16 protein-coding genes are annotated in these 18,996 nt (G+C 44.7%); 1 reads left to right on the top strand and 15 read right to left on the bottom strand.

The genetic code is table 11. The features are described from left to right. Window positions 1–7 precede the first annotated feature (7 nt). Window positions 8–2,428, bottom strand: a complete 2,421-nt coding sequence (locus tag AAKU61_RS06055; RefSeq protein ID WP_354330507.1) for an ABC transporter permease — start codon at window positions 2,426–2,428, stop codon at window positions 8–10. Then, complete coding sequence (locus AAKU61_RS06060; RefSeq protein WP_354330509.1) at window positions 2,425–3,174, bottom strand: ABC transporter ATP-binding protein; 750 nt, start codon at window positions 3,172–3,174, stop codon at window positions 2,425–2,427. Before AAKU61_RS06060 ends, AAKU61_RS06055 begins: the two co-directional genes overlap by 4 nt. 138 nt (window positions 3,175–3,312) lie before the next feature. On the opposite strand from AAKU61_RS06060, the gene AAKU61_RS06065 reads away from it, so the two are divergent. Then, window positions 3,313–3,921: a TetR/AcrR family transcriptional regulator gene (locus AAKU61_RS06065; protein ID WP_354330511.1), complete on the top strand. Its 609-nt coding sequence runs from the start codon at window positions 3,313–3,315 to the stop codon at window positions 3,919–3,921. Between the two features lie 170 nt (window positions 3,922–4,091). Here AAKU61_RS06065 and lepB read toward each other — a convergent pair whose 3' ends face one another. The 13 genes from lepB to AAKU61_RS06130 all read right to left on the bottom strand — a co-directional run bounded on the left by lepB (window position 4,092) and on the right by AAKU61_RS06130 (window position 18,978). After that, entirely contained in the window at window positions 4,092–4,775 is a 684-nt protein-coding gene (lepB, locus tag AAKU61_RS06070; RefSeq protein WP_354330513.1) for a signal peptidase I, read from the bottom strand. A gap of 132 nt (window positions 4,776–4,907) precedes the next feature. Next, window positions 4,908–5,921: a type I glyceraldehyde-3-phosphate dehydrogenase gene (gene gap / locus AAKU61_RS06075; RefSeq protein WP_354330514.1), complete on the bottom strand. Its 1,014-nt coding sequence runs from the start codon at window positions 5,919–5,921 to the stop codon at window positions 4,908–4,910. A gap of 167 nt (window positions 5,922–6,088) precedes the next feature. Further along, window positions 6,089–6,679, bottom strand: a complete 591-nt coding sequence (locus AAKU61_RS06080; RefSeq protein WP_354330516.1) for a GNAT family N-acetyltransferase — start codon at window positions 6,677–6,679, stop codon at window positions 6,089–6,091. Between the two features lie 11 nt (window positions 6,680–6,690). After that, window positions 6,691–8,694, bottom strand: coding sequence for a transketolase (gene tkt / locus AAKU61_RS06085; protein ID WP_354330518.1), 2,004 nt, complete (start codon window positions 8,692–8,694; stop codon window positions 6,691–6,693). 687 nt (window positions 8,695–9,381) lie between these two features. Then, entirely contained in the window at window positions 9,382–10,596 is a 1,215-nt protein-coding gene (locus tag AAKU61_RS06090; RefSeq protein WP_354330519.1) for an EAL and HDOD domain-containing protein, read from the bottom strand. A gap of 239 nt (window positions 10,597–10,835) precedes the next feature. Beyond that, on the bottom strand, window positions 10,836–11,231 hold the full coding sequence (gene cheY / locus AAKU61_RS06095; RefSeq protein WP_354330520.1) for a chemotaxis response regulator CheY: 396 nt from the start codon (window positions 11,229–11,231) through the stop codon (window positions 10,836–10,838). A 99-nt stretch (window positions 11,232–11,330) separates the two neighbouring features. Further along, a complete protein-coding gene (locus AAKU61_RS06100; RefSeq protein ID WP_354330522.1) occupies window positions 11,331–12,407 on the bottom strand; it encodes a protein-glutamate methylesterase/protein-glutamine glutaminase in 1,077 nt (358 codons plus the stop codon). A 40-nt stretch (window positions 12,408–12,447) separates the two neighbouring features. Continuing rightward, entirely contained in the window at window positions 12,448–13,056 is a 609-nt protein-coding gene (gene cheD / locus AAKU61_RS06105; protein WP_322119051.1) for a chemoreceptor glutamine deamidase CheD, read from the bottom strand. A 3-nt stretch (window positions 13,057–13,059) separates the two neighbouring features. After that, entirely contained in the window at window positions 13,060–13,953 is an 894-nt protein-coding gene (locus AAKU61_RS06110; protein WP_354330524.1) for a CheR family methyltransferase, read from the bottom strand. Between the two features lie 207 nt (window positions 13,954–14,160). After that, on the bottom strand, window positions 14,161–15,867 hold the full coding sequence (locus AAKU61_RS06115) for a methyl-accepting chemotaxis protein (RefSeq protein ID WP_354330526.1): 1,707 nt from the start codon (window positions 15,865–15,867) through the stop codon (window positions 14,161–14,163). Between the two features lie 91 nt (window positions 15,868–15,958). Further along, a complete protein-coding gene (locus AAKU61_RS06120) occupies window positions 15,959–16,471 on the bottom strand; it encodes a chemotaxis protein CheW (RefSeq protein ID WP_322119054.1) in 513 nt (170 codons plus the stop codon). Window positions 16,472–16,510: 39 nt separating this feature from the next. After that, entirely contained in the window at window positions 16,511–18,562 is a 2,052-nt protein-coding gene (gene cheA, locus AAKU61_RS06125) for a chemotaxis protein CheA (protein WP_354330528.1), read from the bottom strand. 50 nt (window positions 18,563–18,612) lie between these two features. Next, window positions 18,613–18,978, bottom strand: a complete 366-nt coding sequence (locus AAKU61_RS06130) for a response regulator (RefSeq protein ID WP_322119056.1) — start codon at window positions 18,976–18,978, stop codon at window positions 18,613–18,615. Window positions 18,979–18,996: the final 18 nt, after the last annotated feature.

Here is an 18,996-nt window from a genome sequence, read left to right on the forward strand (position 1 = left end):
CCTAGTGTTAACCATAGGTCAGCACCTCGCTTATCGTCAGCCTCGCTGCATGAATCGCTGGTATTAGGCTAGCAGCTAATGCGCCCACAATAAGTATTAATAACCATTCGAGCGCACCTGCAACAGAGAAACTGACCTCCAAAGGTTGGGCAGATAAATCACCTACTACTTTCACCATTGCAGCAGAAAATACTAAGGCCAATGGTAATGCACAGATATAGCTGGTCAGACTGATCAATACCGCCTCTGACATCACCAGACCAATAATGCTACGGTCTCTAGCGCCGATGGTGCGTTGTACAGCGAACTCTTTACTGCGCTCAGCCACGCTGGCACTCATTGTAGTAGCCAAGCCAGCTAAGCCGACTACCGCCATCACGACTGCAATGCTTAATAGCACCATGACCATGATTTGCAAATGTCCATCGGTCGCCCGACGCATCTGATCTTCAGTAACGATGTACTCTACTCGTACGTCCTCAGCCGCAAAAGCACGCTCTACCAGATCCGCTTTCATCTTGAGTTGTTGATGATCGTTAAAAGCAATTCGTAGATTGCTGCTAGTATTCAGCTTACCAACGTCACCACTTGCAGACGCAAATATCACCGGATTGACGTACACCGCAGCGGCCGTCATTGGCTCTATCATAATCCCGACCAGTCGCAAGTTAAGCGTCCGATTTTCTAACTGCAATAGAATGCGTTCGCCTATTTTTTTGTCTGCAAAAAAAGCAAGGTAAGCGGCTTGATTAAGAACAGCGTCATCAGTATCCGGCAGCGCCAGCCAAGCCCCCTCGGCTAATTTTGGACGTAGTAATCTGGTCTGCGCAGGTACCATTTTTAAACGAAGCCCTCCATGCCCGCCGTCAGGGTAGGCTTGTACTATATTCATCCTATCAGGGCGCGCCCGCGTCGCAGGTAAAGAAGGCCAAGTTTCTACTACACTTACCCCATTTACAGCGCTCGCGATCCTGATTGCTTTAGCGTCGCTAGATATTGCCCGCACTTGCAAATCATAAAAACGTGTTTGTGCAGCTTGCTTAGCCAACATTTCCCATGATGTCAGCATAGTGCGACTTGCCATAAACATCGCCCCCGCAATCATCAGCAACACCACGCTCATCGCCAGACGAGTACGTTTTCTCAGCATATTACGCATGGCTAAATTGAGAGTCATCGGCAACCAATATTGTCTCTGCAACACCCGTAGCAAGTCAGAATTAATATTACTCTCAGAGCATGATATGCCGTTGTCGTCCATGGCATCGCGAACTGTTTTATTCAACGCGATTTTGATAGGCAATAACGCTGCCAGTGTCGGCAAAGTCAGGCAGAATAAAAGCTCACTAAGCACTATCCACCAAGGCATTCCAAAATGAGTAATCTCCAGATTCAAATTATTCGCGGCCATCTTAATTAAAAAATAGCCAGCACCGTAACCTAAAGGCACACCTAATACGACTGCCAACAAACCAAGCACGAATATCAATCCAGCATACAAAGTTAATATCTGCCAAAAGGTCGCACCGATTGCCTTCATCACGCCTATCTGCCGGACCTGTTGTACTAACATACCCCATATAATCGTTGCGACCAAAACCGAACCCAAAATTAACGCCAAAATACCAAACATCAATAACATACGCAAAGCGCCCGTCATTTGTCGCTGATGGGGATGCTGTCCGGGAGGTGGAATACGAATTTCATGTGCCACAATACCGGCACGGGCAAGTCCCCGAACAAGCTCGCCGCTGACTTGCTCGATATGAACGGCATTCATAGCGTCACCGGATACCGCAAGCTTGATGACGTGTCCACTTACCTGCTCCTGCATGAGCAGCAGAGTCTGAAATGAAATGTAGCCGTACACCACGCCTTCTTGTGTAGCAGGTGCTAAAGCAGAGTCGTGTACTAGACCGCTCACTTTTAATGCATGCAAGGGCCCTTCTTTACGACCCAGGTGGATAGTTTGTCCGAGCGCAGTCTTGGCAACGCCCAAGGCTTTTCGTTCCAGAACAATTTCACCCGTTTGTGGCCAGTGACCTGTGTCTAACCGAACACGGTTTAGGCGCATTGTTGCTACATCATTCACAACAAATAGCAAAGCAGGTACTGCTTGCTCAGGATTAATCTGCAAGAGAAAATTAAGTGTTGCGCTAATCTCACTGTCCGCAATTTCAGTATTGCTATGAACTACGCTTTGTATTATTGCCGCTCGACTCTCGGCATCATTATTTTCTAAGACAATCTGTGCAGATGCCGCATGCGCAGCTGCGTAATTTTCAGTCATCTCACGGGTCAGCACGACATAGCTAAATAACATCGCAGTCAATGCAGCCACACTTATCGCCATCGCCAGCACCATCATTACAAACCGTCCGGGCGTAGCTTTCAGATCTCCCCATGGTTTATGCCAGCGGGTATTCATATCTGCTCCGTTGCGACATTATGGCTAATGCGACCATCAACCAAATTAATCACACGGCGAAAATATCGACTCACATCACGCTCATGCGTGACGGCAATCACGGTCTTACCTTCTGCCGCAAGATCGCTAAATAATTGCATAATTTTGTCTGAGGTAGTCGAATCAAGGTTACCGGTTGGTTCGTCGGCGACTAAAATTGATGGATCATTCGCTAGCGCTCTAGCGATCGCAGCACGCTGCTGCTGTCCTCCCGATAGTTCTAAGGGTAACTTGCTGGCTTGCCCCGCAATACCGACTTTATCTAGCAAGGCTAAAGCTATGCCAACTCTTTCTGAGCGAGGATAGCGATTACAAAAATCCATAGGTAGCATCACATTTTCCAGAACACTAAGAGTAGGCAGTAACTGAAAAAACTGGAAAACGACCCCAACATTTCGACCACGCCAGACCGCTAATTGGTTCTGATCGAGCCTCTGAATCGCTTGTTGATCAACGTATATTTCACCTGAAGTGGGACTATCTATTCCCGTAATCAAATTAATTAAGGTCGTCTTGCCGCTACCGGATTTGCCGACTACAGCAACGCACTCTCCGCGTTGGATGTCTAAATTCACTTCAACTAATGCCTGCGCTTGGGTGGCCGACCTTTTGTGACATTTATTGACTCCCCGCAAGCTGACAATCGCGGGTTGCTTATCTGAACTGGTAACTATTTGTTCCGATTGATGCTGTTTTGAATCTTGCATATAGAACCCTTCTTGGAGGCTGTTGACTGCTACACAGATATAAAGCATTCTTACGAAACTTAATATAAGGTATCAGAACGGAATCATGAAGAACAAAAATACGGCATTTGTTCGCTCACCAATTGGAAACTGCTGACCGTGACGATTCTCCCTGAAAACGAGGTTTCTTCTATCAGCAGAGAGGCACTACTCGATGCCTTCCCACATGTGATGCTGGACATCGGATATGCGGAAATGACTATCCAAGACGTGCTGACGCGCGCAAAAATAGGAAGAACTACGTTTTATGCGCACTTTAGTAGCAAGGAAGATTTATTAAAGGCAAGCATTGGTAGACTTAAGTCCACACTCTTACTTGCCGTGAAGCGTGAACATCATAGACAAGCCACAGGAACAACGCTGGCCTTCTCTTTACATTTTTTTGAACACATCATCAGCCACAGAATGATCTACGATTCGATCGTTGCGCGTGCAGATTTTTTTGTAGTAGAACGTTATTTTTTGCGTATGCTGGCAGAGTTAGTCAGACAAGATCTGGCCTCTTCAAAGCAATTAGTTGAGCAACGCAATCTACAGTCAATCGAAGTTAAGATAGCAATTCAACATATCGTCGGTGCAATCTGGTCGCTCAGCATATGGTGGCTAGAGAGTGGCGGCAGTATAACGGCAGATACAATGAATGATTACTTTCAGAAACTAAGTTTACCAGGGCTGGAGGCGACACTAGGTCAGCGCGTCAAGGCTTGAAATTGATCAACGTTAGCCTTTGTAGAATCCGTCTGGGCAGGAGGTCAGCAAGCTACTATACAAAAAAACTCACTCCATCTGTATAGATGAAAGGAGTTATTTGTTGTTCATTAATCTATCTCATAAAAAAATAAACGTTGCCTATATCAAGACATCAAAAATATCAAAAATTAAGTCTTCGCAGCAACCCGCTCTAATCTCGGCAAATAATAATTATCGCCGTCGAGTGAAAACAATAAGCGACTGACACGTCCAGTGATCAATTCCCGCTTCACAAAACCGATGTAACGCGAATCTTTGCTGTTGTCGCGATTGTCGCCCAACATCAGATATTGACCCTCAGGTACTTTGACCGGTCCAAACGAGCGCATGGCTTGGCGCTCTGGCATGATGATAATGCCGTGCTGTTTATCTCCTACCGTCTCCTGATACACCAGCTGTTTACCGGAATATTCACGAGCTGGTGTCAGATGATTTTCAGCACTATCGAATGCTTCTTTGTAATTGGCTGGCACCCCATTGATGACTAACTGTTCATCATGCATTTCAACTGTATCGCCAGGCACTGCGATCAGGCGCTTGACTAATCTCACACCATCTTGCGGTGAGATAAAAGTAACGATATCACCGCGCTGCGGATCGGCGACTTGCTTGAGTACGACATCGGTGAACGGCAACTTAACGTCGTAGGCCAGACGATTGCAAATTACTCTGTCACCCTCTACCAGCGTTGGATACATAGAACTGGAAGGCACCAGATAGAAATCTGCCATCGCACTGCGCACCAGCACCATGCCGAGCATGAACAGGATGAAGCCTTTATTGTCAGCCATTAGTTTTTTCGGATTAAACATCGTCGGACATCTCCAGTTAGATCAATCAAGGCAGCGAAATATAGCAAAACACAGCGGAACACAGTTGAACTCTATAGACAAAAAAAAGCCCCGAAAGTTCGGGGCTTTTTAGTGCTTATCACAAAACTGAAATTATTTCGCGTTCATCAAGGCAACCGTTGTATCCAACATGCGGTTAGAGAAACCCCACTCGTTGTCATACCAGCTAGATACTTTGACTAAACGACCAGATACTTTAGTCAATGTTTCGTCATAAGTACTCGATGCTGGATTGTGGTTGAAATCGACTGAAACCAATGGCGCTGTGTTGTAATCCAAAATACCTTTTAAGGCACCTTGGGAGGCTGCTTTTAATACAGAATTGATTTCTTCTACTGATGTATCACGGGCAGCAATAAATGTCAGATCGACGACAGATACATTGATGGTTGGTACGCGCATTGCGTAGCCGTCTAATTTGCCGTTCAACTCTGGCAACACCAGTCCAACTGCCGCTGCTGCGCCAGTTTTAGTCGGGATCATGCTCATCGTGGCAGAGCGCGCGCGGCGCAGGTCTTCATGCATGACATCAGTCAACACCTGGTCATTGGTGTAAGCATGAATGGTGGTCATCAAACCGTTGACGATACCGATCACATCGTTCAAAGGCTTAGCCAAAGGTGCCAGACAATTTGTGGTGCAAGAGGCGTTAGAAATAACGGTATCGGTTGCCTTCAATACACCGTGGTTGACGCCATACACAATCGTTGCGTCAACGTCTTTACCGCCAGGTGCAGAGATGATGACTTTTTTCGCGCCGCCGGCCAAATGAGCAGAAGCTTTTTCTTTTGTTGTGAAGAAGCCTGTGCATTCCAGCACGACATCGACATTCAACTCACCCCAAGGGATATTCGCTGGATTACGCTCAGCAAATACCTTGATCTTGTCGCCATTGACGATCATGGTGTCGCCTTCGACAGTGACTGTGCCAGGGAACTTGCCGTGGGCAGTGTCGTAACGAGTCAAGTGAGCGTTAGATTCTGCATTGCCGAGGTCATTGATCGCTACGATCTGAATCTCATTTTTGAATTTGCCACCTTCGTAGTGGGCACGCAGAATGTTACGACCGATACGGCCATAGCCGTTGATTGCGACGCGAATCGTCATGGTTTTATCTCCAATAAAAACAGTGAAAAATCTTTATAAATCTGTGTAAATTTTTATAAGTTTAAGGTTTACTGCAGGGGTTTACTACAAAACTGGTATGAAGCCTTCATAAAAACCAAGAACACTTTTTTACTTAAATTTAAGGTTCTATGGCCTTCAATTGACGATCAGTGCAAAGTCGGCGCAACCTCTGCCGAGGTCAAATGCAATTCAGTTAACTCGTTCAAATCTGGCCAGCCATAGGCAACCTCTTGCAGCTCCAGCTCATCCCAGATGAAGTTTTGCTCGATCAAAAATTGACCGCCAAAAGTTTCATAGAACTGGCGTGCTGCCTTGTTACCAATCAAGACCCAGACCAACATATTCTTTGCACCCATGGCTTGCAAAGTACGTGAGACTTTTTGCAGCATCCGTTGACCGATACCTAAACCTTGATAAGCCGGGCGCAGATAAATCGCAGCTAACTCTGCATTCATCCCCTGTTTTTCTTCCTTCAACAGAATCCCGGAGGCAAACCCAATAATCTCGTCATCCGCAATGGCAACGAATACGCAACGTAGCTCATCAGCGGAGGTGTTAAGAATACGAGTCCAGATTGCGGTACTGTCATCAAGCTTCATTTCATCGAGATACTCATCGGGCATGATGCCGCGATAAGTAGCACGCCAGCTCTCTATACGTACAGCGGCAATCGCTTGCGCATCGGCGACTGTCGCACGACGCAAGCTGATTTCCTTAATGATATTGGCGTCGCTCATACTTTGCTTACTCACACTAAAGTCGCTTTCACTTTAGCAATCACGTTTTCTACTGTAAAACCGAAGTATTTAAACAAGACGCTGGCAGGCGCTGATTCACCAAAAATATCGATGCCAACAACAGCACCTTCCAAGCCGACATATTTGTACCAGAAGTCAGTTACACCAGCTTCGATTGCAATCCGTGGCAAGCCGTTGCCAAGAACGCTGGCTTTATACGCTGCGTCCTGACGATCAAAGACATCGGTTGACGGCATAGACACGACGCGTACAGGTACGCCTTGCTGTGCCAGCTCGGCGGCTGATTTCACCGCGAGTTCAATTTCTGAACCAGTGGCGATCAGCACGGCTTTAGCATCGGCAACATCTTGCAATACATAACCACCGCGAGAAACATCGGCAATTTGCTGTGCGCTACGTTCTTGGTAAGGTAAGTTTTGGCGCGAGAAAATCAGCGTCGATGGACCATCGTGGCGCTTCACTGCAAAAGCCCAGGCCGCTGCAGATTCCACTGTGTCGCATGGACGCCAGTTATCCAGATTAGGGATCAAACGCATACTAGAAATGTGCTCAACTGATTGATGCGTAGGACCATCTTCACCCAAACCGATAGAGTCATGTGTAAAGACAAATAAGGTACGGATTTTCATCAGCGCCGCCATGCGGATCGCATTACGGCTGTAATCAGAGAAAGTCAGGAAGGTAGCGCCAAAAGGAATGTAACCGCCATGCAAAGCGATACCGTTCATCATCGCGCTCATACCAAATTCACGCACACCGTAATTAATGTGATTACCGGCTTGATTACCGCGTACCGCAACACATTCTTTCCAGTTTGTCAGGTTAGAACCCGTCAAATCAGCAGAACCACCAAGGAATTCTGGCAATGAAGGCGCAAAGGCCTGAATCGCATTTTGGCTGGCTTTACGGGTAGCGATGTTTTCTTTTTTCTCTACGCAAGAATTAATAGCACTAGCGACGACTTCGTCAAAATTGGCTGGCAATTCACCCTTCATGCGACGAGTCAGTTCAGCCGCTTTGTGCGGAAACTGCTCTGCGTACGCAGCAAATTGCGCATTCCACTCGCCTTCCATTTTATTACCACTGGCTTTTGCGTCCCAGGCTGCGTAGATGTCAGCAGGTACCTCAAATGGTGGATATGGCCAATCGATATTGGCGCGAACTGCAGCGATTTCTTTATCGCCCAAGGCAGCACCGTGGACGTTATGCGTGCCTTCCATGTTCGGAGAGCCCTTACCGATCACCGTTTTGCAGCAAATCAGTGTTGGTTTATCAGAGGCCTTGGCAGCAACAATTGCGGCAGACACGGCAGCGGGATTGTGACCATCGACTGCTCTTACAACATTCCAGCCATACGCTTCAAACCGTTTAGGCGTGTCATCGGTGAACCAGCCCTCGACATGACCATCGATAGAAATACCGTTGTCATCCCAAAAAGCAATCAGTTTGTTCAGACGCAAGGTGCCCGCTAAGGAACAGGCCTCGTGAGAAATACCTTCCATCAAACAGCCATCGCCCATGAATACATACGTGTGGTGATCGACGATATTTAAGCCAGGCTCATTAAATTCCGCCGCCAGCAATTTCTCAGCCAAGGCCATACCGACACCATTGGTAATCCCTTGCCCTAGCGGACCGGTGGTTGTCTCTACACCAGGTGTGATGTGGACTTCTGGATGCCCCGCAGTTTTAGAATGCAATTGACGAAAATTTTTGATCTCGTCCATGCTGAGATCATAGCCAGTCAAATGCAGTAAAGAATAATGCAGCATAGAACCATGGCCGTTCGACAGCAAAAAGCGATCACGGTTGATCCATTGAGGATTGGATGGATTATGGCGATAGTGACCACTCCACAGTGCTACGGCAATATCTGCCATCCCCATAGGCATACCAGGATGGCCAGAATTGGCCTTTTGTACGGCGTCCATAGACAAAGCGCGGATGGCGTTGGCCATTTTAGTAAGCATAGCTGGCTGTATAGATGTGGTCATGGCGATTAGATTGGGCTAAGAGTGTCTGGGAAAATCTTTATAGCTTTAAATACTTAGGTAATGCTTTGTTGAGTCATGCTTTGAACACAACCAGCAGAAAATACTGAGCGAAAAACTACGACGAACAGGCTAGAAATATGCAACAGATTCTGCGAAGTCCGTTATTTTAACAGAGCGGGAGTGGAGAACTATGCGAACTGTCATATTCACCTCTCGCAATTTATTCCTATCAATTTTTACAGTTAATACCATTAAGACAATTTTATTGTCAGGGAGTTTTGATATGAGTTTATAAAATCATCAACATCAGCCCAAGTTGAACGAATATACAAGCGCACCTTTAACTCGTTGCGATAAGGTAATTTGATCTTTTTCCAACGATCAGTCCAGCTTTAGATATTTATTAAAAATGGTGGGGCGTATATTAAATTCAGACTTTCTATTAGACCGCTACCACTTCTTTGCAACCCAGATAGCGTATGGCGCCCAGGGGATTAACGCCATCACGGTTTAAGTACAAACGCTACACCTACAATTGCACCTTTGGCGAACTGCCTTGCGTTGTTCTACTGGAAAATTTTGATTTAAAAAAAGAAGTGTTACAGCTTGCGCGAGATGAGGAAAAACATGGCTCCTCATCTCTGCAATTAAGATATTTGTAATTAAGACTTGTTTTGCGTGTCTCTGTTAAAGCGATGCAATGTTTTTAGCCCAAACTAAAGCCGCAAGATGTGCCGTGTTGACATCTGTTGGTGTAATACGCAGCGACTCTGCTAAAGAGCCAACCAACATACTATTTAACTCACAAGCCTCGGCTAATGCCAAATAAGGGCCATAGCTTCCGCCTCTGGAAATCAGCGCTTCGGTAACAGCTTCTGGTAATTGGATCGTTGATAAAACTTCATCCATAGGCACGCCCAGCAATCTATCCAGCAAAGAGAACATACCTGCAACGAAAAGATTTTCAGCTTCAGATTTGGACATGTGAGGCTGTCCAAGTAACTCTGCAAATCGACCACGGACAATGGCTGTTTCTAATAAAACTGGTGAGTAACCGCTGGTACTTGCGGTCGCCAGCAATACAGATAGCCAGCGATATAAAGGGCTATAACCTAGTATCTGCACAGCATGCTTGAGGGATTGCACTTCTGTACGCAAACCAAAACCAGCAGAGTTGATGTACCGCAATAATTTATACGCTAAGGTAGCATCTCTTTTTACAACAGATTCTAATTGTTGAATGTCAGCGTTTTTCCTGATCATTTCCATTAACTGCAAAATGGTCGTCTGCGCTGTATTTAATCCTTTTTTGTCCGCGCTAGGGCGAGGCGTTAAATGTAGCTTACCAACGAACGACTCTAAGCCAAGCGCAGAGCATGCATCAAAATCCTGCCAAGTTGACACATTGCGAGCAACCATATGTATGGCGGATTGCTTTAACGCTGCATACACCTTTGCCTGAGATGCAAAGTTAGACGCGTTCAACTGGACTTCAATATGAGAAATCTGCGTGAAGAAAGATCTCTCCAAGGTGCTCAGATCAGCGCCACGCATACAAATACCATAACCCAAAGCACGTAGTTCTTTTATCGCTTCTAAGGTAGTCGGGTTAGTAAAATCACGTTTTGACAATATCAATACCGTGTTTTTAGGTGGTAATAATTTCAGGCCGTCGGTAAGCAATAATTCTGGCGCTGCCTCTAAAAATAAGACGCTATCTCCTAGCAAAAATCCAGTTTCTTCATCGTTCAAATTTTGAGCGACAAACTCCATCAAGGAATCAAGATCTTCGACGCTTAGCGTTGCAGATTGATTTGGATTTTGCCAAGATAACTGAAAACCGATAACGCGCTGTTTGGGATCAAGCAACGGCTCTCTGACAATGAAATTTGCGTCACTCATAAGGCAATAATTGGTATGGTGGGATTAAACAGAAAAAAACATACGAGCTTCAGTGGTTAAAAAGCAAAGCGATCAAGCAATTTTTATACAGCTCGTTCAAGTAACTTATCTAAACCTAGATAACGAAGGCAGTCGTGCAACAGCCTAGTCATATCCCGGCTCTGGTAAAGAGCTCATCTTGTGGAATAATTTCGTGCATATCTGTACTCATATTTACTCCTTAATAAATACAAGTTCAGCTATGCAGTTTTTCCTAATTTTTCAAAAATTTTCGATAACTTCTCATCGAGAGTCGCTGCTGTAAATGGTTTCACAACATAACCATTTGCACCTGCTTGAGCAGCCGCAATAATATTTTCTTTTTTCGCCTCGGCGGTCACCATTAATACTGGCAACTTAGCCAGCGCTGGATCAGCACGAATGTGTTGCAACATCGTCAACCCATCCATGTTAGGCATATTCCAGTCAGAAATCACGAAATCGAAATCGCCACTTTTCAATTTGGCTAATCCCATGGCACCATCCTCTGCCTCATCGACATTAGAGTAACCAAGCTCTTTAAGCAAATTACGTACAATACGGCGCATCGTTGAAAAGTCATCAACAACTAAAAATTTGAGATTCTGATCGGCCATAAATTACTCCATTATTTCTTTAAGGATAGTTATAAACATTATCGGTCAAATTAATACAAAGTGGTGAGCAAAATCCACAAGAATATAAATTTTGCTCACTTAAACGCGCAAGGCTCGACTACCGTGTAACGCAAGATAATGCAAAACCTTGGTTGGCAACTCATTTAAGGGGCCAACTTCATGTGTTGCACCGATTGCGATTGCTTCACGAGGCATTCCAAATACTACACAAGTTGCTTCGTCTTGGGCAAAATTATAGGCGCCTGCGTTTTTCATCTCCAACATACCGACCGCACCATCCTTGCCCATTCCGGTCAGAATAACGCCAACTGCATTCTTACCGGCATAGGTAGCCGCCGAGCGAAACAAAACATCTACAGAGGGACGATGTCGGTTTACTGCCGGCCCGGCATCTAGCTGGGTCACATAATTTGCACCACTCCTGGCCAAGAGCAAATGTGAATGACCAGGCGCAATATAAGCATGACCTGGCAATACACGCTCGCCACCAGCGGCCTCACTAACTGAAATTTTACAAAGCCCGTCTAATCTTTTAGCAAAAGAGCGAGTAAAACCCTCAGGCATATGTTGAGTGATTAAAATCCCCGGGCAATCTGAGGGCATTTGAACTAAAAAATTCTTGATCGCTTCTGTTCCACCAGTAGAAGCGCCAATGATGATGAGTTTTTCACTACTGGTCAGCGGATTTTTCACCATTGGCAGTGCAGTTAACTCGCCTTTATTCAAATCACTTGCATGAACTGCCCGTGGTCGAATTCGAGCCTTTGAAGCAGCACGAATTTTATCGGCAATCAGTTCTGCATATTCCAACATACCGCTTTGAATCGATAGCTTTGGTTTGGTAACAAAATCGACGGCGCCCAGTTCTAGCGCTCGCATGGTGATTTCAGATCCACGCTCAGTCAAAGACGAAACCATAATGACTGGCATCGGCCTGAGGCGCATAAGTTTTTCTAAAAAATCCAGCCCATCCATCTTTGGCATTTCAACATCAAGCGTCAAAACATCTGGATTTGTTTGCTTGATCAAATCCCTGGCGACCAACGGATCGGGCGCGACGCCAACGACTTCCATATCGGGCTGTCTGCTAATGATCTCACTGAGAACGCTCCGTATTAGCGCCGAATCATCCACAATCAATACTTTAATTTTCATCACATACTCCGCGCGTACAACAGTCTCTTATTATTTTTGCTTAAAACAAATCAATTTCACCACTAACAGGTGTGGCTTTGAGTCGACTGGCGTAATCATTTTCGCGTTTCCTCAGCGTATCATTGTGTTCAACTTTGAGTTTCTTCACAAGAACCTTACCTGTCTTTGGAAAAAAATATACTTTGCGAGGGTAGATGTCGTTTAAGTCCTCAGCAATGACACGCATTCGCTCAGCGCGCAAATAATCGAGCACAAATTTCGCGTTTCTTTCACCAACATTGATCGCAGTAAACCCTCGCAACACATTACCCCCGCCAAATACTTTGGCCTCCATGTTTTCGCGTTTAGCACCCGCTTTTAATAATTCATTGATCAGAACTTCCATTGCATAGGTACCGTAGCGCATTGATGCAGAAACAGGATTATCAGAATCTGCTCCGCCATCTGGCAGCATGAAATGATTCATCCCTCCGACACCAGAAACACGATCCCTTATGCAAGCGGAGACGCAAGAACCAAGAACGGTAACAATCAACATATCTTTTCCTGTGAAATAAAACTCACCAGGCAAAATTTTTGCAGCGTCACAATCAAAGGTGCGGTCGTAATAAATATTCGTAGCGAAATGCTCTTCACTTAACTGGCTCATGGCTTAACCTTTGTTCGAATGGCGCGAAACTGCTTTACTACGTACTTCATGTTCACTTGCCAGCTCGTAGACTGTTTTGCCTCTAAGTTTGAAGTCATCAGATACGTACAAAAAATTCTCAGAATGTCCAGCAAAGAGTAAACCATCTGATTTCATTAATGGGACGAATTTTTTTAGAATTGCACCTTGGGTCGGCTTATCGAAGTAGATCATCACATTGCGACAAAAAATAGCATCAAAAACACCATTAATTGGCCAAACATCTGCTAACAGATTCAGCTGTTTAAAAGTGATTAAATCTCTTAACTCCGGCCTAACTCTAACCAATCCATCTTGCGCGCCCTTCCCTCGTAGGAAAAATTTCTTCGCTCTATCTGGCGACATCTTATCCAAGCGATCAAGGTTGTAGACTCCTCTTGAGGCGGTAGCTAATACGTTGGTATCTATGTCGGTTGCGGTAATATGCACCGGAGGCTTCAGGGTACCAAATGCCTCACACAAGGTCATTGCGATTGAATAAGGCTCCTCGCCAGTAGAGCTAGCAGAACACCAGACATTAATTGGTTCTTTTATTTTTTTAACGTGTTCGGCAAGTAAGGGAAAGTGATGCTCCTCCCGAAAAAAAGAGGTCAGATTGGTAGTAAGCGCGTTAGTAAAAGCCTCCCACTCAGCTTCAGAATTATCGGTCTCCAAGCTATCTAGGTAAATAGAAAACGAGTTCATTCCTGTTGCCCGAAGACGACGAGCTAAGCGGCTGTAAACCATCTCTTGTTTACTATCAGCAAGAGAAATTCCAGCCTTTTGATAAATCAAGTCTCTGACGCGATTAAAGTCTTTTGCATTAAAGTCAAATTCCTTTGAGGTCTCGCTCTTACCCTTTTCAGCAGACTTGGTCATTAAATTATCCTTAATATTAAGCATATTGATTAACTCATCATCTTAGATTAAGTTAATTTCAGAAAAATATGCATATACCTGCCTAGGGTAGTTAATCAGATTAAATTTGCACTTTGATGCTTAAGTGTTTTAATTTTTATGATTAACCAAAATTCGATATAACAAAAAAAGTAAATTTAATCATTTTAGTCATTATTAAATACTAAATTAAAACTCCTCCCAGTCATCCGTATTCTCCTTTTTTGCACTTTTGCCAGTTGATACGGAAGGCTCTGCCCGAGAGGCAATTTGTTTTAATTTTGGCTTAAGGTCTTTTTTCTGAACCACAGGATTCACTCGCATTGATTTTGCCGGGGGAGCGTTACTCGCTGATACGAGTTTAAATACGCTAACTGCCTGCGCCAAGGCCTGCGCCTGCTCCTCCATACTCTCTGCTGCCGCTGCTGCCTGCTCTACTAACGCTGCATTTTGTTGCGTCATTTCGTCCATCTGCGTAATCGCTAGATTGACTTGTTCTATCCCTGCACTTTGCTCTTGGCTGGCGGCGGTGATCTCACTCATGATGTCGGCGACATGCTGGACGCTGGTGACAATCTCGTCCATGGTTTTGCCTGCTTCGTCTACCAGTTTGCCACCTTGATTGACTTTGTCGACCGAGTCATCGATCAGAGATTTGATTTCTTTGGCGGCGCTGGCACTGCGTTGGGCGAGATTACGCACCTCTGAGGCAACAACGGCAAATCCTCTTCCTTGCTCTCCGGCTCTGGCAGCTTCTACTGCGGCATTGAGGGCGAGGATGTTGGTCTGGAAGGCAATACTGTCGATGACGCTGATAATGTCGACAATCTTGCGGGAGCTTTCTTTAATCGAGCCCATGGTGCTAACGACTTGATTGACAACAGCACCACCTTTGACGGCAACACCAGTGGCGGAGACAACGAGTTGATTGGCTTGCCGGGCGTTATCGGCATTTTGTCTGACGGTGCTGGTGAGCTCTTCCATGGAGCTGGCAGTTTCTTCTAGCGAGCTGGCTTGGGATTCTGTTCTGCTGGAGAGATCGGCGTTGCCTGAGGCAATCTCTTGGGATGCGACTGTGATCGTTTCTGTGCCAGTTCGTACTTGACCAACAGTATTAGCCAAACTTTCTGTCATCTCTTTTAAAGCGAATAAAAGAGATGAAACTTCGTCTTTACCACTCACACTAACATGGGCAGATAAATCACCAGATGCGACCTGTTCAGTAACAGAAATAGCTTCTTTTAAAGGCTGCGTAATACTCTTAGTAATAATCCATGCAAAAAACACAGCAATGACCAACGCGCCAGCTAATACAACGAACAACCAAAAATTTAGTTTGGTACTGTTGGCACCTGAGATTTCAAATACCTGCTTTGATGCAGACTCCTGCAGATCAACTAACTTGTTCATTTCCAAGATAGATTTAGTACTTAATGGATCGATAACCGAGGAGATAATTTTAATTGCGCCTTCAGCATTAAACGCTAGAGCCTGACCGACAGCGTCTTTAAACGGTTTGTCTATTTCCTGATCAATTCTCGCAATCTCTGCAAGAATTTTCTTCTCATCATCATTCAACCCAAGCTTTGAAAGTTTATCCTTTGCGTCGTCGTAGCGTTTGCGTTGCAGTTTTACTTTGGCATCTTCTTTCTGCATCTCTGAGACATCGGATTGAATGCCAATATTTCGCATCGCAATACCACCCTCGAGCAAAGAGCTTTTCATAGAATTAACCAAGGCCTGCTTTTGGCTAGCTGTATTTAAGCCTTGAATCATGGTATTTCTGTTTTGTGAAGATAAAAGACTAGCCAATATCAATACAATAATCAGTCCGCCGATAATGAAGCCAAAACCTATACCTAGTCTTGCACCAATTCGAAAATGACGTAAATTCATAGCCCGAGTCTCTCAATTTTTTAGGTTTAATTTTTACAGACACTTGTTGCAACTAGACAAAAATACCGTGCTTAATTACACGTCTACACTTCTAAACTTGAGAATCAACAAGCCCCATTTCTGGACTCGACATTAATTTATCGATGTCGACCAAAATGAGCATGCGCTCTTCTAAGGTGCCTAAACCAATCAGAAAATCTGAACTAAATGTTGTTCCCATCTCTGGTGCCGGTCGTACTTGCTCTGGCAACAAAGTTGTCACATCGGAGACACTATCAACAACCATACCGACAATACGTCCGCCAATATTTAAAATAATAACGACCGTGAACTGATCGTAAGTTGGCTCACCCAAATTAAATTTAATCCGCATATCAACAACCGGAACGATAATTCCGCGCAGATTGATAACACCTTTAAGAAAATTTGGTGCGTTAGCAATACGTGTTACGGCCTCGTATCCACGAATTTCCTGAACCTTCAGAATATCAATTCCGTATTCCTCGTTGCCGAGAGTAAACGCTAAAAATTCGTGTGTAGCTATATCTGATCCCGAAGCATCGAGTTTGGCATCTTTATTGTCAGATGTTTGCGCAGACTGCATCATATTTCTACCCCTTGTTATTAACTGTAAATACTAAAACTACCTAGCTGATCTCAATAAAGCAGCAACATCAAGAATCAAAGATACGCCACCATCACCCAAAATAGTAGCACCAGAAATTCCTGGGATTTTACGATAATTGGATTCAATATTTTTAACGACTACCTGCTGCTGCCCTACTAAATCATCAACAAATAGCGCTGCTTTTTTCCCATCAACTTCTACGATTACAGCAATACCATCAGAAGGCTGTGTAAATTTAGGTTGGATATCAAAACATTCATATAGAGGAATTAAAGGTAAGTATTCTCCACGCACTTTAACTACTCGCCCCTTACCAATAATTTCTTTGATATCTTGCATCGCAGGCTGCAATGACTCCATCACAAAGCCAAGAGGTAGTATATAAACTTCCTCACCAACCTTAATCGACATGCCATCTAAGATTGCCAGTGTCAGCGGCAACGAGATAGTGATGGTCGTACCAAATCCTTTAGCTGATCGAATATCGACCACGCCGCCCATGGCAGTAATATTGCGTTTAACCACGTCCATACCAACACCACGCCCAGAAACATCGGTAACGGCCTCCGCAGTTGAAAATCCTGGCGCAAAAATAAGCAACCAAACTTCGCTGTCAGACATAGCATCAGATACGGGCAAACCATTTTGCTTGGCTTTAGCGAGTATTTTTTCACGGTGCAATCCACCGCCATCATCACTAACTTCGATGACAATATTACCGCCTTGGTGAACTGCAGATAACGATAACTTACCGGCCTCGTGTTTACCCGCCTTTAGCCTGGACGCTGGCATCTCAATACCATGATCAATGCTATTTCTGACCAGATGAGTTAAGGGATCAACGATTCTTTCGATCAATCCTTTGTCTAATTCTGTAGAGGCACCATAAGTGACGAACTCAACTTTCTTACCTAGTTTGCTCGCTAAGTCACGCACCATTCGCGGGAAACGGGAAAAAACATAGTCCATAGGCATCATGCGTATAGACATCACTGCCTCTTGCAGATCACGCGTATTTCTGGTCAGATGTGCCACGCTACTAACTAAGCGCTCGTGCTCAATAGGATCCAGTACTTGGGTGCGTTGCTCCAACATCGCTTGCGTAATCACTAGCTCACCGATCAAATTGATCAGCTGATCCACTTTTTCAATACCAACCCTGATCGTCGACGACTCCTGAGATACCGATGCTTTTTCAACTTCTTTCTTAACTAAATTTTTCTTATCGGCACCGACAAGATTAGAACCGGATACAGGCTCTTTATTAGTAGCTGCCGGCGCTTGTTCACCACCCGCCAGAGGAGGAAACATTGATTCAATAGGCTCGAAAAAGCCATAACCTAAATCGTCGTCAGATTGATTATTTTTTGAACTAGCTTTAGCTGAAACAAAATCGGTTCTAGTAATTTTTAAATCATCAGGGTTCAAGATAAAAGAACATATTGCAACAATGTCGTCCTGACTTTCGTTGGTGTTCAACGTAACGACCGTACGACCTTTTTCAACTTCCTCTTTGCTAATAAATCCGAGTAAACCTAATTCAGACACGATAGCTTTAATGTCATCGGCAGATATCGGAGGTAGCTCTACCCGAAAACAAGACGTGTAAATTACGTTCTCGTGGTCTACATCTCTCGATCTATCCGCAAAACTAGCAACTGGCGCAGCAATGGGTACAGCGTCTTGCGACAAAGATTGCAGCAACATTCTGACATCTGCTACGGCATCCTGATCCACTGGGCTGCCATGCTTATGTCCATCCAATTGCATTTTTAAGATATCTTTTGCAATCAAAAAAGCGTCGACATGTTCAGATGTTAAGGCCATCTCCCCTTTTCTGATCTTATCTAAAAGTGACTCAAGTATATGTGTCACTTCAGTCATATCAGTTAAGCCAAACGTAGAGGCGCCACCTTTGATGGAGTGTGCTGCACGAAATATGGCATTCAGATCCTCAGGATCGGGGGAGGAAATATCGACGGCCAGCAATAGTTTTTCTTTCTCCGCAAGCAGCTCTTCTGCCTCGTCGAAAAAAACTTGAAAAAACTGACTCATGTCAATCGTCATTGTCGTACTCCGTGATTGGCTCGCATTAAAAAAGTAGTCTCAAAGGAGGTTTATCCAATGACTTTTTTAACGACCTCAGTTAACTTCTGAGGATCAAAAGGCTTTACCAACCAACCGTTTGCACCGGCAGCTCGACCTTTTGCCTTCATATCGTCACTCGACTCCGTAGTCAACATAAGGATGGGTACTCGCTGATAGGTTGGCAGAGCACGCAAGGACTTAATCAAGGTTAAGCCATCCATTCTTGGCATATTTTGATCAGTTAAAACGAGATCAACTACTTGATTTCTCGCTTTCTCTAAACCATCTTGCCCATCGACCGCCTCAATAACTAGATAACCAGCTGCTTTGAGACTAAACGCCACCATTTGTCTTAAAGAACCAGAATCATCCACTGCTAAAATTGTCTTGGCCATCATCACTCCGTTATACAG

The sequence above is a fragment of the Undibacterium sp. GrIS 1.2 genome (genome assembly GCF_040544435.1).
Lineage (GTDB): Bacteria > Pseudomonadota > Gammaproteobacteria > Burkholderiales > Burkholderiaceae_D > Undibacterium.

What these genes read in the sequence shown, in the direction of transcription:
- cheY (WP_354330520.1), bottom strand. Translation starts at nt 11,231, where the DNA reads ATGGCCGATCAGAATCTCAAATTTTTAGTTGTTGATGACTTTTCAACG.
- AAKU61_RS06060 (WP_354330509.1), bottom strand. Translation starts at nt 3,174, where the DNA reads ATGCAAGATTCAAAACAGCATCAATCGGAACAAATAGTTACCAGTTCA.
- AAKU61_RS06115 (WP_354330526.1), bottom strand. Translation starts at nt 15,867, where the DNA reads ATGAATTTACGTCATTTTCGAATTGGTGCAAGACTAGGTATAGGTTTT.
- cheA (WP_354330528.1), bottom strand. Translation starts at nt 18,562, where the DNA reads ATGACGATTGACATGAGTCAGTTTTTTCAAGTTTTTTTCGACGAGGCA.
- lepB (WP_354330513.1), bottom strand. Translation starts at nt 4,775, where the DNA reads ATGTTTAATCCGAAAAAACTAATGGCTGACAATAAAGGCTTCATCCTG.
- AAKU61_RS06055 (WP_354330507.1), bottom strand. Translation starts at nt 2,428, where the DNA reads ATGAATACCCGCTGGCATAAACCATGGGGAGATCTGAAAGCTACGCCC.
- AAKU61_RS06120 (WP_322119054.1), bottom strand. Translation starts at nt 16,471, where the DNA reads ATGCAGTCTGCGCAAACATCTGACAATAAAGATGCCAAACTCGATGCT.
- AAKU61_RS06130 (WP_322119056.1), bottom strand. Translation starts at nt 18,978, where the DNA reads ATGGCCAAGACAATTTTAGCAGTGGATGATTCTGGTTCTTTAAGACAA.
- AAKU61_RS06090 (WP_354330519.1), bottom strand. Translation starts at nt 10,596, where the DNA reads ATGAGTGACGCAAATTTCATTGTCAGAGAGCCGTTGCTTGATCCCAAA.
- AAKU61_RS06100 (WP_354330522.1), bottom strand. Translation starts at nt 12,407, where the DNA reads ATGAAAATTAAAGTATTGATTGTGGATGATTCGGCGCTAATACGGAGC.
- cheD (WP_322119051.1), bottom strand. Translation starts at nt 13,056, where the DNA reads ATGAGCCAGTTAAGTGAAGAGCATTTCGCTACGAATATTTATTACGAC.
- AAKU61_RS06080 (WP_354330516.1), bottom strand. Translation starts at nt 6,679, where the DNA reads ATGAGCGACGCCAATATCATTAAGGAAATCAGCTTGCGTCGTGCGACA.
- AAKU61_RS06110 (WP_354330524.1), bottom strand. Translation starts at nt 13,953, where the DNA reads ATGACCAAGTCTGCTGAAAAGGGTAAGAGCGAGACCTCAAAGGAATTT.
- gap (WP_354330514.1), bottom strand. Translation starts at nt 5,921, where the DNA reads ATGACGATTCGCGTCGCAATCAACGGCTATGGCCGTATCGGTCGTAAC.
- tkt (WP_354330518.1), bottom strand. Translation starts at nt 8,694, where the DNA reads ATGACCACATCTATACAGCCAGCTATGCTTACTAAAATGGCCAACGCC.